Origin of the sequence: Actinokineospora sp. (genome assembly GCF_050699995.1) — a bacterium.
Taxonomy (GTDB): Bacteria; Actinomycetota; Actinomycetes; order Mycobacteriales; family Pseudonocardiaceae; genus Actinokineospora.
On sequence record NZ_JBOHGC010000658.1, the window covers coordinates 1 to 12,260 of the forward strand.

The 12,260-nt window shown below is 71.0% G+C and carries 14 protein-coding genes; 7 read left to right on the forward strand and 7 right to left on the reverse strand.

Going from position 1 to position 12,260, the window contains the following annotated elements; genetic code table 11:
- Positions 1–646, forward strand: a 646-nt coding sequence (locus ACRDSQ_RS31985; protein ID WP_431426305.1) for a leucyl aminopeptidase family protein, incomplete at its 5' end; no start/stop codon positions are given.
- Here ACRDSQ_RS31985 and ACRDSQ_RS31990 read toward each other — a convergent pair.
- On the reverse strand, positions 571–1,035 hold the full coding sequence (locus tag ACRDSQ_RS31990; RefSeq protein WP_431426307.1) for a GtrA family protein: 465 nt from the start codon (positions 1,033–1,035) through the stop codon (positions 571–573). The genes ACRDSQ_RS31985 and ACRDSQ_RS31990 overlap by 76 nt on opposite strands.
- Before the next feature lie 56 nt (positions 1,036–1,091).
- Positions 1,092–2,264 carry a glycogen synthase gene (glgA, locus tag ACRDSQ_RS31995; RefSeq protein ID WP_431426309.1) on the reverse strand — a complete coding sequence of 391 codons (1,173 nt, stop codon included), beginning with the start codon at positions 2,262–2,264 and terminating at the stop codon, positions 1,092–1,094.
- Between the two features lie 128 nt (positions 2,265–2,392).
- Between glgA and glgC the strand changes: the two genes are divergently transcribed.
- A complete protein-coding gene (glgC, locus tag ACRDSQ_RS32000; protein ID WP_431426311.1) occupies positions 2,393–3,610 on the forward strand; it encodes a glucose-1-phosphate adenylyltransferase in 1,218 nt (405 codons plus the stop codon).
- Here glgC and ACRDSQ_RS32005 read toward each other — a convergent pair whose 3' ends face one another.
- A complete protein-coding gene (locus ACRDSQ_RS32005; RefSeq protein WP_431426313.1) occupies positions 3,611–4,237 on the reverse strand; it encodes an O-methyltransferase in 627 nt (208 codons plus the stop codon).
- Positions 4,238–4,481: 244 nt separating this feature from the next.
- Here ACRDSQ_RS32005 and sigE point away from each other — a divergent pair, with 244 nt between their 5' ends.
- From sigE to tatB, 4 genes are read left to right on the forward strand one after another with little or no spacing between them, the layout of a single operon-like run.
- On the forward strand, positions 4,482–5,054 hold the full coding sequence (sigE, locus tag ACRDSQ_RS32010) for an RNA polymerase sigma factor SigE (protein ID WP_176926794.1): 573 nt from the start codon (positions 4,482–4,484) through the stop codon (positions 5,052–5,054).
- 28 nt (positions 5,055–5,082) lie between these two features.
- On the forward strand, positions 5,083–5,664 hold the full coding sequence (locus ACRDSQ_RS32015) for a zf-HC2 domain-containing protein (protein WP_431426315.1): 582 nt from the start codon (positions 5,083–5,085) through the stop codon (positions 5,662–5,664).
- 39 nt (positions 5,665–5,703) lie between these two features.
- Positions 5,704–7,353: a trypsin-like peptidase domain-containing protein gene (locus ACRDSQ_RS32020; RefSeq protein WP_431426317.1), complete on the forward strand. Its 1,650-nt coding sequence runs from the start codon at positions 5,704–5,706 to the stop codon at positions 7,351–7,353.
- 44 nt (positions 7,354–7,397) lie between these two features.
- Positions 7,398–7,781 (forward strand): Sec-independent protein translocase protein TatB, encoded by a 384-nt coding sequence (gene tatB / locus ACRDSQ_RS32025; protein ID WP_431426318.1) that lies wholly within the window; start codon positions 7,398–7,400, stop codon positions 7,779–7,781.
- A gap of 19 nt (positions 7,782–7,800) precedes the next feature.
- On the opposite strand, the gene ACRDSQ_RS32030 is transcribed toward tatB, so the two are convergent.
- Positions 7,801–8,946, reverse strand: a complete 1,146-nt coding sequence (locus tag ACRDSQ_RS32030) for an Mrp/NBP35 family ATP-binding protein (protein WP_431426320.1) — start codon at positions 8,944–8,946, stop codon at positions 7,801–7,803.
- A gap of 159 nt (positions 8,947–9,105) precedes the next feature.
- Here ACRDSQ_RS32030 and ACRDSQ_RS32035 point away from each other — a divergent pair, with 159 nt between their 5' ends.
- Positions 9,106–9,558, forward strand: coding sequence for a MarR family winged helix-turn-helix transcriptional regulator (locus ACRDSQ_RS32035; protein ID WP_431426322.1), 453 nt, complete (start codon positions 9,106–9,108; stop codon positions 9,556–9,558).
- A gap of 27 nt (positions 9,559–9,585) precedes the next feature.
- On the opposite strand, the gene ACRDSQ_RS32040 is transcribed toward ACRDSQ_RS32035, so the two are convergent.
- From ACRDSQ_RS32040 to ACRDSQ_RS32050, 3 genes are all read right to left on the reverse strand, one after another.
- Positions 9,586–10,116 carry a DUF1003 domain-containing protein gene (locus tag ACRDSQ_RS32040; RefSeq protein WP_431426324.1) on the reverse strand — a complete coding sequence of 177 codons (531 nt, stop codon included), beginning with the start codon at positions 10,114–10,116 and terminating at the stop codon, positions 9,586–9,588.
- On the reverse strand, positions 10,109–11,350 hold the full coding sequence (locus ACRDSQ_RS32045) for a magnesium transporter MgtE N-terminal domain-containing protein (protein ID WP_431426397.1): 1,242 nt from the start codon (positions 11,348–11,350) through the stop codon (positions 10,109–10,111). The genes ACRDSQ_RS32040 and ACRDSQ_RS32045 overlap by 8 nt, the downstream gene beginning before the upstream one ends.
- Before the next feature lie 203 nt (positions 11,351–11,553).
- On the reverse strand, positions 11,554–12,216 hold the full coding sequence (locus ACRDSQ_RS32050; protein ID WP_431426325.1) for a hypothetical protein: 663 nt from the start codon (positions 12,214–12,216) through the stop codon (positions 11,554–11,556).
- Between the last annotated feature and the right edge of the window lie 44 nt (positions 12,217–12,260).

The window sequence follows — 12,260 nt, forward strand, 5'->3', positions numbered from 1 at the left end:
CCTCATGCGTACGGACATGGCGGGCGGCGGCGCGGTGATCGCCGCCGTCGAGGCCATCGGCCGGCTCGGGCTGGACGTGCGGGTGACCGCCCTCGTGCCGTGCGCGGAGAACCACATGTCCGGGTCCGCCTACCGCCCCGGCGACATCGTCCGGCACTACGGCGGCCGGACCACCGAGGTCACCAACACCGACGCCGAGGGCCGCATGGTCCTGGCCGACGCGCTGGCCTACGCGGGGGCGACGCTCAAGCCCGACCTGCTGGTCGACGTGGCCACCCTGACCGGCGCGATGAAGGTCAGCCTCGGCATGCGCACCGCTGGCCTGTTCGCCACCGACGACGCCCTGGCCGAGCGGCTTCGCGAGGCGGGAGCCAGGGTCGGCGAGGCCTTCTGGCGGATGCCGCTGCTCGAAGAGCAGTACGCCGACGCCGTGGTCAGCGAGGTCGCCGACATCCGGCAGTGCCCGAGCGGCCCCGGCGGCATCACCGCCGCCCTGTTCCTGCGGCACTTCACCGGGGACACCCCGTGGGCGCACCTCGACATCGCGGGCCCGGCGCGGGCGGACAAGTCCTACGACGACGTCGTGCCCGGCGCCACCGGGTTCGCCGCGCGCACACTCGTCGAACTGGTGGCGTCGTACGCCTGACCGAACACCCGGTCCAGGAACGCGAACTTCGCCACGAACACCGGCAGCCCGCCGAGCAGGTAAGCAATGATCAACACCAGGGTGCGGGCGCCGCGGTCGACGACCAGCGGCGCGAACACCTGCTCGGCGACCGTGGTCAGCCCGATCGAGACGAACCCGCCGAGCCCGGTGACGACGAGATAGCCGACGACCTGCTTGGTCAGCCTGGGCATGCCGCGCTGACCCCATGCCCACCAGCGGATCATCACGAAGTGTGGGACGGCGCCCGCGACGAACCCGATCGCGCTCGCCGAGGTCGCGTCGAGGCCGGAGGAGAACAGCACCGACAGCACGAGCTGGGTGATGCCGGTCGCGACGAGCGAGGCCACCGCGTACCGGCTGAACCGCACTCGGTGCCGCCTGACCCAGCGAACCAGTCGACCCTCCACAGCGAACACAGTAGGTGCTACTTCCTGACCGGGTTCTCAGTGGCGACCCGCGTGTAGACGGCTACCGTGCGCTCCGCCACCGTCGTCCACGAGAACTCCCGCTCGGCCCGCTCACGGCCCGCCGCGCCCATCGCGGCCGCCCCTGCGGGATCACCGAGCACCCGGTTGACCGCCTCGGCCAACCCCGCCCGGTAGGACTCGGTGTCGGCCTCGTCGTAGTGCACGAGCAGGCCGTTGACGCCGTCGGCGACCACCTCGGGGATGCCGCCCACGTCGGAGGCCACGATCGCGGTTCCGCAGGCCATCGCCTCCAGGTTGACGATGCCCAGCGGTTCGTAGACCGATGGGCAGACGAACACGGCGGCCTGGCTGAGCACCTGCCGGACCTCGTGCTGCTTAAGCATCCGCTGGATCCAGAAGACCCCTTCGCGCGATTCGGCCAGTTCGGCGACGGCGGCGCGGGTCTCGGCCTCGATCTCCGGGGTGTCGGGGGCGCCCGCACACAGCACGATCTGGGCGGCCGGGTCGATCCGGTGGGCGGCGGCGATCAGGTGTCCCACGCCCTTCTGCCGGGTGATCCGGCCGATGAACGCGACGATCGGCCTGTCGGGGTCGATACCCTCGCTGAGCAGGGCGTCCGTCTCCGTGACCGGGTGGTACTCGGTGGTGTCGATGCCGTTGCGCACGACGTGGACGCGCTCCGGGTCCAGCGTCGGGTAGCAGGCCAGGACGTCGGCGCGCATGCCCTCGCTGACCGCGATGATCGCCGCCGCGGATTCGTAAGCTGTCCGTTCGATCCAGCAGGACAGCCGGTAGCCGCCGCCGAGCTGTTCGGCCTTCCACGGCCTGCGCGGCTCCAGCGAGTGCGCGGTGACCACGTGCGGCACGCCGTGCAGCAGCGACGACAGGTGGCCTGCCAGGTTCGCGTACCAGGTGTGCGAGTGGACCAGGTCCAGGCCCGCGGTCGCCGCCGTGATCGCCAGGTCGGCGGAGAGCATCCCCAGGGCCGGGTTGACCGCGGACAGGTCCGGCAGGGGAGCGTGCGCGAACGCGCCGGGGACGGGTCCGCCGATGCGGTGCACGTCGACGTCGACCAGTCCACGCAGCCGGGGCGCCAGCGCCCCCACGTGGACGCCTGCGCCGCCGTAGACCTCCGGCGGGTACTCGCGCGTCAGCAATCCGATGTGCACGCGAGCCAGGCTAGTCGCGGGTACCTGGCGGAACGCATTGCGGCGCACGGGTGAACGTGCGGCGACGAGGGGCCCGAGCGGCGTGTCACCGGTGGCCTGGGTCCCGTGCGGCCGGTTAGGGTCGAGACGTGAAGGGCCGGCCGCGCGTACTAGGCATCGTGCTGGCTGGCGGGGAGGGCAAGCGGCTCTGGCCGCTGACGGCCGACCGCGCCAAGCCCGCCGTTCCCTTCGGCGGCAACTACCGCCTCGTCGACTTCGTCCTGTCGAACCTGGTCAACGGCGGCTTCCACCAGCTTTGCGTGCTGACCCAGTACAAGTCGCACTCGCTCGACCGGCACATCTCCACGACGTGGCGGCTCTCCAGCGTCCTCGGGCAGTACATCACCCCGGTCCCGGCGCAGCAGCGGCTCGGCCCGCGCTGGTACACCGGCAGCGCCGACGCGATCTTCCAGTCCTTGAACTTGGTCTATGACGAAGCCCCGGACCACATCGCGGTCTTCGGCGCCGACCACGTCTACCGGATGGACCCGGCGCAGATGCTCGACCGGCACATCGACTCCGGCGCGGGCGTCACCGTCGCCGGGATCCGGGTGCCCCGCGCCGAGGCGCGCGCGTTCGGCTGCATCGACTCCGGCCCCGACGGCCGGATCACCCGGTTCCTGGAGAAGCCCGCGGACCCGCCGTCGGTGCCCGACGACCCGAACGTGACGTTCGCGTCCATGGGCAACTATTTGTTCACGACCAGCGCGCTCCTCGACGCTCTTCGCGCGGACGCGGCGAATCCGGACTCGCTGCACGACATGGGCGGCGACATCATCCCGATGCTCGTCGACGCGGGCACCGCGCACGTCTACGACTTCGACGACAACGACGTCCCCGGCGCCACCGAGCGCGACCGCGGCTACTGGCGCGACGTCGGGACCCTGGACGCCTACTACGAAGCCCACCAGGACCTGGTCTCAGTGCACCCGGTGTTCAACCTCTACAACCAGCGGTGGCCGATCCGGACCGCGACGCCGCCGCTGCCGCCCGCGAAGTTCGTCAACCTGGGGTCCGCGGTCGAGTCGATCGTCGGCCCGGGGGCGATCATCTCCGGCGCGTCGGTCGTCGACTCGGTGATCAGCGCGGACGTGGTGATCGAGGACGGCGCGACGGTCGAGGGCAGTGTGCTGCTGCCCGGCGTGCGGGTCGGGAAGGGCGCGACCGTGCGGCGCGCGATCCTGGACAAGAACGTGATCGTCGCCGACGGCGCGCGCATCGGCGTAAACCAAGAGGCCGACCGCCAGCAGTACACGGTGAGCGCGAACGGGGTCGTCGTCCTCGGCAAGGGCGTCCGCGCGGAGTAGCTAGATCTTGGCCGCGACCAGCAGTCCGTCGCCCGTCGGCAGCAGCAGCGGGACCAGCCGGTCGTCCTCGCGCACCAGCTTGGCCACCTCGCGCAGTGCCGTGCTCTCGACGTCGTGGCGGGACGGGTCGGCGGCGGCGTTGACGTCATCGAACGCGAGCACGCCGCCGGGGCGCAGCAGGCGCACACCCTGGGCGTAATAGGTCAGGTAGTCCGCCTTGGCGGCGTCGGCGAACATCAGGTCGTAGCCGCCGTCGGTCAGCCGGGGCAGCACGTCGACCCCGCGGCCCATGATCAGCCGAGTGCGTCCGGGCGCCACGCCCGACTCCAAGAAGGCTCGCTTTGCGACGGCCTGGTGCTCCGGGTCGACATCGATCGAGGTCAGGACGCCGTCCGGGGCCATTCCGCGCAGCAGCGACAGGCCGCTCACCCCGGTGCCGGTGCCGATCTCCACGACAGCCCTGGCCTGCAGGACCGCGGCGAGAAACCGCAGGGCGGCGCAGGTCCCTGAGCTCGCAGGCGGGCAGCCCAAGGCGATCGCGCGGGCCCGTGCGGCCGCCAGCGGCTCGTCGTCGGCGAGGTAGGCGTCGACGTAGTCGCTCAGCTCAGCCGCGGTTTCCGGTCCCACAGGGACGCAGACTAGCGAGGGAAGTCCCAAAATCGGGTGAACCTTGCCGTGGAGCACGTCACCGGTTTTCTCAGGCAGGTCTCAGCCGACTCTCACGGTCGCCACATGGGCGTGCTGAATGCTCATCGCCAAGACGGGGAATCTGTCGTGGAGGGGGAACAAGATGGGCGACACGCACGTTGGAACCGGCAGTGGGCAACACAGCCTTCAGGAGGTGCGTATCCCCACGATGCAGACGCAGCCGATGAGCGAGACGGTCCTGGACAACAAGCCGGTCGGCTTGGACGCCCCGGCCTGGACGCCGCCGTCATGGGACGAGGTCGTGCGCGAACACGGCGACCGCGTCTACCGCCTCGCGTACCGCCTCTCCGGCAACGCTCACGACGCCGAGGACCTGACCCAGGAGACGTTCATCCGGGTCTTCCGGTCGCTGGCGTCCTACAAGCCCGGCACGTTCGAGGGCTGGCTGCACCGCATCACGACCAACCTGTTCCTCGACATGGCCCGGCGCCGCTCCCGGCTGCGCATGGAAGGCCTGCCCGAGGACACCGACCGGCTCGTCGGCGACGACCCCAGCCCCGAGCAGGTCTACTCCGACACCCATCTCGACCCGGACCTGCAGGCCGCGCTCGACGAGCTGCCGCCCGAGTTCCGCGCCGCGGTGGTCCTGTGTGACGTGGAAGGCCTTTCCTACGAAGAGATCGGTGCCACCCTCGGGGTGAAGCTCGGTACTGTGCGGAGCAGGATCCACCGGGGCCGCCAGGCCCTCCGCGCGTCGCTCGAGCGTCGCCGCGAGCTCGCACGGGAAGGCCTGTGATGACCCTCTCGACCACGGAGTCGAACCGATGAGCCTTGAGCGTGGCTGGGGGCTGCCCGAACAGCACCTGCTGCCCGACGCCGTCGTCGCTTTCGTCGACGGCGAGCTGTCGCGCACCGCGGTCGACCGGGTCACCTCGCACCTGGCCAAGTGCCCGTGGTGCGCCGCCGACATCAACGCCCAGCGCCAGGCCCGCGCCGCGGTCCGCGCCGCCGACACCCCGGCCATGCCCGCGGGTCTGCTCGCGTCACTGCGCGCGATCCCGCAGGAAGTCGACCTGCCCGCCACCCCGGACGGCCTCGCGGTCACCGAGGACGGCCAGCTCGTCGCCGTCCAGCGCACCGACAAGGCCGCATTCGGCAGCAGTGTGCCGCTGGGCTCGTCCCCAAAACTCGGCGAGAGCCGCAACGTCCTGGGCCGCCGGCCGGGAAGACGCGCCGCACAGGGCGCGGGCGTCGTGGTGTCCGGCCTGGTTCTCGGCGCCTTGGCGTTCGTCAACACCGGCGGCACCGACGGGCCGAGTGACCCGAACTTCGGCTCCGACGTCGAACCCGCGGGCTTCGTCGGCGGCCAGCTGAACGCCCACTTCGGCACCGTCCCAGCGCGCTAGTACGCCCACTTAACCGTGCGGCGGGCATCCTGAGCAGTGATGAGCGAGCACAACTCGGACCCGACCCAGGCCGCGAACACCCCCGCACCGCAGCAGCCCGCCGTGGCTGACCGCGGCCAGGGGGCCACCCCGGACCCGGACGCCACCGTGACCCAGCCCGTCCTCGGCCGGGACGCGCGCCTGAATCCACCGGGGCCGTTCGCCATCGATCACCAGCAGCGAGTCGGGCCTCGGCCGCTCGACCGCCCCCCGGTCGACCCGTCCAGCGCCGCCGTCTTCGGCAGGCCCGCCGGCGTCGAGGGCGCGTTCTCACCCAACGCCCCCGCACCGGCGCCGATCGGTACCCTCACCTCCACACCACCCCCGCCGGAGTCGCTGAGCAGCGCCTTCGGCAGGCCTCCAGGCGAGTCCGACGTCGTGCTGCAGCGCCCTCCGGGAGCGCGCGCCACGGCCCCCCAGGACGACCCGATGTGGACTGAGGACGGCTTCGACCCGTGGCGTGACCCGGCCGCGGGCGCCGTCATCGGCCCACCGGCCCTCGACCGCGAACCCGACGGCTCGACGACCGACACCAAGCGCCCGCCGGGTGGTCAGCTCAGCCTCACCGAGGTGCTCTTCGGCAGGCGGGTCAAGCCGCTCGCCCTGGGGATCCTCGGCTTGGTGGCTCTGTTGATCGGCGCGGTCGGCGGTCTCGTCGGCTGGGTCGTCGCCCGCGGTGGCGATGCCCTGACCAGCGACGTCACCCTCGCGCAGGCCGAAGCGGGCAAGGAGCGGCCCGCGGGTTCGGTGTCCGACATCGCCGCGCGCGTGCGGCCCGCCGTGGTGTCCATCGAGGTCCGGATGGAACAGGGCGGCGGCACCGGCTCCGGTGTCCTCATCGACGGCGCGGGATACATCGTGACCAACTGGCACGTGGTCACCCTCGAAGGCCGCGCCGACGACAAAGCCAAGATCACCACCGTCTTCACCGACGGCACCCGGGCCGAGGCCAAGCTCGTCGGCACCGACCCTAAGACCGACCTCGCGGTCATCAAGGTCGCCGTCACCAACCCGACCGTCCTGCAGTTCGGCAATTCCGACGACCTCAAGGTCGGCGACGCCGTCATCGCCGTCGGCTCCCCCCTGGGCCTGACCGACACCGTCACCGAGGGCATCGTCAGCGCCCTGCACCGCCCGGTCGTCGCCGGCGGCGACAACGGCCAGGCCCCGATCACCTACGACGCCATCCAGACCGACGCCTCGATCAACCAGGGCAACTCCGGCGGCCCGCTGGTCGACTCGACCGGCGCCCTGGTCGGCATCAACTCGGCGATCCGCAGCAGCGGCTCAGGCAACACCGGCAGCGTCGGCCTCGGCTTCGCCATCCCGTCCAACGACGCCAAGCGGATCGCCGAGATGATCATCCGCGACGGCAAGGTCAAGCACGCCGACCTCGGCGCGAACGTCCGGTCGGTGTCGGCGGAGACCGCCGAGGGCGCCCAGGTCGTCAACGTCACCGAAGGCGGCGCCGCGTCCCGCGCGGGCATCGCCGAGGGCGACGTCATCCGCAAACTCGGCGACCGCCAGGTCCGCAACGCCGCAGAACTGACCGTGGCGGTCCGCAGCCACCAGCCAGGGCAGACCGTTCCGGTTGTGTTGGCCAGACAGGGCCAAGAGCTGACCATTCAGGTAACCCTGCAGTCAGATTGACGGGATAACCTGGTCGGGGACGGTTCGCGAATTCGGAGGTAAGGGTGTTCGAGAGCATCGGTTGGACCGAGATCCTGGTGCTCGGCGTGGCCGGCCTGTTCATCCTGGGCCCGGAACGCCTCCCGGACGCCGCGGCCTGGGTGGGCCGCACGGTCCGCAAGGTCCGCGAATACGCCACCGGCGCCCGCGACCAGCTCAAATCCGAACTCGGCCCCGAGTACGACGAACTCCGCAAGCCCCTGCAGGACCTCCAGCAGCTGCGCAACCTGGACCCGAAGCAACTGGTCACGAACCACCTCTTCGGCGACAACGACAACGGCGTCAAGCCCAACGGCCACGCCCCGCAGCCCGCCATCCCGGCCAAGCCGGTGGACCCGCCTGCAGTGGGTCCGCAGCCACAGTCCCCGTTCGACCCCGACGCCACCTGATCCAGGAACGTTGGGTGTCCTAGCGGCCGGCGGGGCTGACCGACAGCATTCGGCCTGCCAGGCCACGGGCCCGGATGGACAGCTTGCCCGCGATGTCGTCGAGCACCTTCGCCGCGGGAGCGTCCGGAGTCGACTTCACCAGGGGCAGGCCGGAGTCGCCGCCTTCGCGCAGGCGTGGGTCGAGTGGGACCTGGCCGAGCAGGGGCACCGTCGAGCCGACCGCGCGGGACAGGGAGTCCGCCACCAGCTGTCCGCCGCCCGTGCCGAAAAGGTCCATTCGAGAGCCGTCCGGCATTTCCAGCCAGGACATGTTCTCGATGACGCCCGCCACCCGCTGCCGGGTCTGCAGGGCGACCGCGCCCGCCCGCTCGGCCACCTCGGCGGCGGCCTGCTGCGGGGTGGTCACCACGAGGATTTCCGCGTTCGGGATCAGCTGGGCGACGGAGATGGCGATGTCGCCGGTGCCGGGGGGCAGGTCGAGCAGGAGCACGTCGAGGTCGCCCCAGAAGACGTCCGCGAGGAACTGCTGGAGTGCACGGTGGAGCATCGGGCCGCGCCACACGACCGGGGCGTTGCCCGGTGTGAACATGCCGATCGAGATGACCTTCACGCCGTTGGCCTCCGGCGGGAGGATCTTCTTCTCGACCTTGGTCGGCTTTTCGCTGGTGCCGACCATCCTCGGGATGGAGTGGCCGTAGATGTCGGCGTCGACGATGCCGACCTTGATGCCGCGCGCCGCCATGGCGACGGCGAGGTTGACCGTGACGCTGGACTTGCCGACGCCGCCCTTGCCGGACGCGACGCAGTACACGCGTGTCAGCGAGCCCGGTTCGGCGAAGGGGATGCGGGGTTCCTCGCTGTCGCCGCGCAGCGACTTGCGGAGGGTGGTGCGCTGCTCGTCGTTCATCACGTCGAGTTCGACGGCGACGCTGGTCACGCCGGGCAGGGCGGCGACCGCGGCGGTGACGTCCTTGGTGATCTTGTCCCGGAGCGGACAGCCCGCGACGGTCAGGTACACCGCGACGTCGACCTTGCCGTCGTCGTGCACGGTGATGCCCTTGACCATGCCGAGTTCGGTGATCGGCTTGTGGATCTCGGGGTCCTCGACCTTCGCCAGCGCGGCGCGCACTGTCTCGACGCTGGGAACCTGCTCCGTTGTGGTCACCAGACCATGCTACGACCGAGTAGCCCGCCGCCTTCGTGCGGATGGCGGGCGCCACAGGGCACTGCGCGTCGGGACAATCGCGTTCCGTAACATCGATCCCCCGCTCAGCCTTAACCAGTTCCACCCCGAGGGCCGCGAGGATCGCAATCAGGAGGAACCTTGACCGTGCCGGATCAGTCCGCCCGGCCCACGCGTGAAGAACTCCATGCGTGGCGCACCTTCCTGCGTGCCCACGCCAAGATCACCCGTGCTTTAGAAGCCGAACTCGTCGCTGAGCAGCGGCTTTCCCTTGGGGGATATGACGTGCTGGTGCAGCTCGCGGAGGCCCCGGAGCGCAAGCTGCGGATGGCCGAGCTGGCCGACGCCGTCCTGCTGTCCCGCTCCGGGGTCACCCGGCTGGTCGACCGCCTGGAACGCGTGGGCCTGGTTTCGCGCGAACGGGTCGCCGGTGACGGCCGCGGTGTCGTGGCGACGCTCACCCCGGAGGGCCTCGACACGCTGCGCACCGCCGCCCGCACGCACCTGGCGGGTGTTTCGCGTCACTTCGTCGCCAAGTTCGACACCGACGAGCTCAACGACATGGGCGCCCTCTGCGCCAAACTTGTTGAATGACCCCGCGTGACCGCATGAGATGGCTGGTCAGGCGTCGTCGTCCCAGCGGGGGTCGTCGCGCATGGACTGGGCGGGCGCCCGCGGCCTCTTGGTGGCCTTGAGGTCGCCGCGCAGCTTGTCCAGCTCACCGCGCAGGTAGTCGCGGGTGGCGACCTCACCGATCGCGAGCCGCAGCGCGGCGAGTTCGCGGGCCAGGAACTCGGTGTCGGCCTTGGTCTGCGCCGCCCGCGCGCGGTCTTCCTCCAGCGACACGCGGTCGCGGTCGTCCTGCCGGTTCTGCGCGAGCAGGATCAGCGGGGCGGCGTAGGCGGCCTGGGTGGAGAACGCCAGGTTGAGCAGGATGAATGGGTACGGGTCCCAGCGCAGCGACACCGCGACCAGGTTCATCGTGATCCAGGCGATCACCAGCATGGTCTGCCAGAACAGGAACTTGCCGGTGCCGAGGAACCGGGCCAGCCGCTCCGAGAACCGCCCGAACGCCTCCGGGTCGATCTCGAACCGCAGCGTCCGGGGCCTGCGTGGCTGGTCGAGCCGCCTGCGGTAGGTGGGCTCAGGCATGGGCGCGCTCCCGCCAGCCTTCGGGCAGCAGGTGGTCGAGCACGTCGTCGACGGTGACCGCGCCGAGTAGGTGCTCCTCGTCGTCGACCACCGGCGCGCACACCAGGTTGTAGGTGGCGAAGAAGCGGGTGACCTCCAGCAGCGAGTCCGTGGGCCGCAGGCTGGTGAGTTCCTTGTCGATCGCCCCGGCCACCAAGTCCGACGGCGGTTCACGAAGCAACCGTTGGATATGAACACAGCCCAGGTAGCGGCCGGTCGGCGTGGCGGACGGCGGACGGCACACGAAGACCATGCTGGCCAGCGCCGGTGTGTTGTCCGGGTTGCGCACGCGCGCGAGCGCCTCCGCGATAGGCGCGTCCGGGGTCAGCACGATCGGCTCCGGGGTCATCAACCCGCCCGCGGTGTCGAACGAGTACTCCATGAGCCTGCGGACCGGCTCGGACTCCTCGGGCTCCATCAGCTCCAGCAGCCGGTCCTTGTACGGCTCGGGCAGCTCGGCGAGCAGGTCCGCCGCGTCGTCGGGGTCCATCGCCTCGAGGATGTCGGCGGCGCGCTCCTCGTGCAGGTGGGTGAGCAGGTCCTTCTGGTCGTCCTCGGGCAGTTCCTCGATGACGTCGGCGAGCCGCTCGTCGTCGAGCGCGTCGGCGACCTCGTAGCGCCGCTTCGCGGGCAGGTCCTGCAGGGCGGTGGCCACGTCGGCGGCGCGCATCGAGTCGAAGACCGCGAGCAGCCGGTGGGCGCCCTGCGGCTGCCCGGCCAACTCGGTGATGCCGAGCGCGCGGATCTCCGACCACGGCAGCACCTGCAGCGGCCCGCGCCGCGCCAGCCGCCCGGTGCGCTCCCGGATGGCGACCCGGCCCAGCACCCAGTCGCGGGTCCGGGTCGGTTCCATCGCGGTGTCCACGACGATCGCCTGCGTCCCACTCGCCACGATCTCGACCCGCGCGTCCATCAGCTGGCCGACGACGAGCACCTCGTTGGGCCGCTGGTGGAAGTGGCGCATATTGACCGAACCGGTGGCCAGCGTGATCGCGTTCGCGTCGATCGATGTGACCCGCAGCATCGGCACGAAGATCCGCCTGCGGGTCAGCAGCTCGACGACCATGCCGAGGACCCGCGGGGGCTGCCGGTCCACCCGCAGCCCGGCCACCACGTCCCGGATCTTGCCGATGGACTCGCCGTCCGGCCCGAAGACCGGCAGGCCCAGCAGCTGCGCGACGAAAATCTTGCCGATGCCTGCCACGATCGCCAGGCTAGCCGCCAACCGTCACACCAGCGCGTCGCCGCGCTCGGTGCGCTGTCGGCAGGCGCCAGCCGCGGCCCGCGCCAGGATTCGACCAGCTTCGAATCGTTTCTCCGTGGCCCCGGGATGCGGTGTGCTGGTGCCGTGCCACTGGGGGTACGGCCGGGGCCGACCAGCCCCGGCCGTGCTGTTTCTCACCTGACGCGGGCGCCGACATCGCTGGGCCAGGTCAGCAGCGACGGTGTCAGCACGACGTCGGCCGCCTGGTAGTCGACCGCCAGGTCGATACAGAGATCGATCTCCATCGCGGACCCGGTCCAGCGCACGTCCGGGTGTAGCGAGCCGATCACCCCGGCCACGCCTTCGCGGGACATGGTCCGGGCGCGGTGGTCGAGGTCGGCGTCGAGGCGTTCGCGTAGGCCGCTCCACTCGTCGCGCAGCGCCGACGCCCAGAACTTGGCCATTCCGTTCGCGGCGCGCGCGGCGAACTCGCCCGCGTCGACCGCGGCGCGCACCCGCGAGTCGCCGGAGTCGTCCGCGAGTTGGCGGGCCGCCTCCGTCGCCGGGGTGGCCGCCATCCGCTCAAGCTGCGCGCCGAGGATCCGGTCGGTTGGCACCGGCTCGGGCTTGGGAGTGAGCAGGTCCGGCATGCCCTTGCCCGGGTTCGCCAGCGTGGCGGCGACCAAGGCGACATCCGGGTCGCGCAGCGCGAACCTGGCGGCCGCGCCGGGATCGCCGAAGACCGGGTGCGACCCTCCTTGCGCGGCCAGCCGCAGCCAGGTCATCGCCTCGATCGCCGGTGACGCTGACAGCCGCACGCCGGCGAGCGTCTCGACGTCGAAGCGGGCCACGATCACGCGCTGAATGTAGTGCCCGTCTCACACGATCCCATCGGCCGATT

Coding starts and splice junctions, on each gene's coding strand:
- ACRDSQ_RS32020 (WP_431426317.1), top strand. CDS start 5,704: ATGAGCGAGCACAACTCGGACCCGACCCAGGCCGCGAACACCCCCGCA.
- sigE (WP_176926794.1), top strand. CDS start 4,482: ATGAGCGAGACGGTCCTGGACAACAAGCCGGTCGGCTTGGACGCCCCG.
- ACRDSQ_RS32040 (WP_431426324.1), bottom strand. CDS start 10,116: ATGCCTGAGCCCACCTACCGCAGGCGGCTCGACCAGCCACGCAGGCCC.
- ACRDSQ_RS32015 (WP_431426315.1), top strand. CDS start 5,083: ATGAGCCTTGAGCGTGGCTGGGGGCTGCCCGAACAGCACCTGCTGCCC.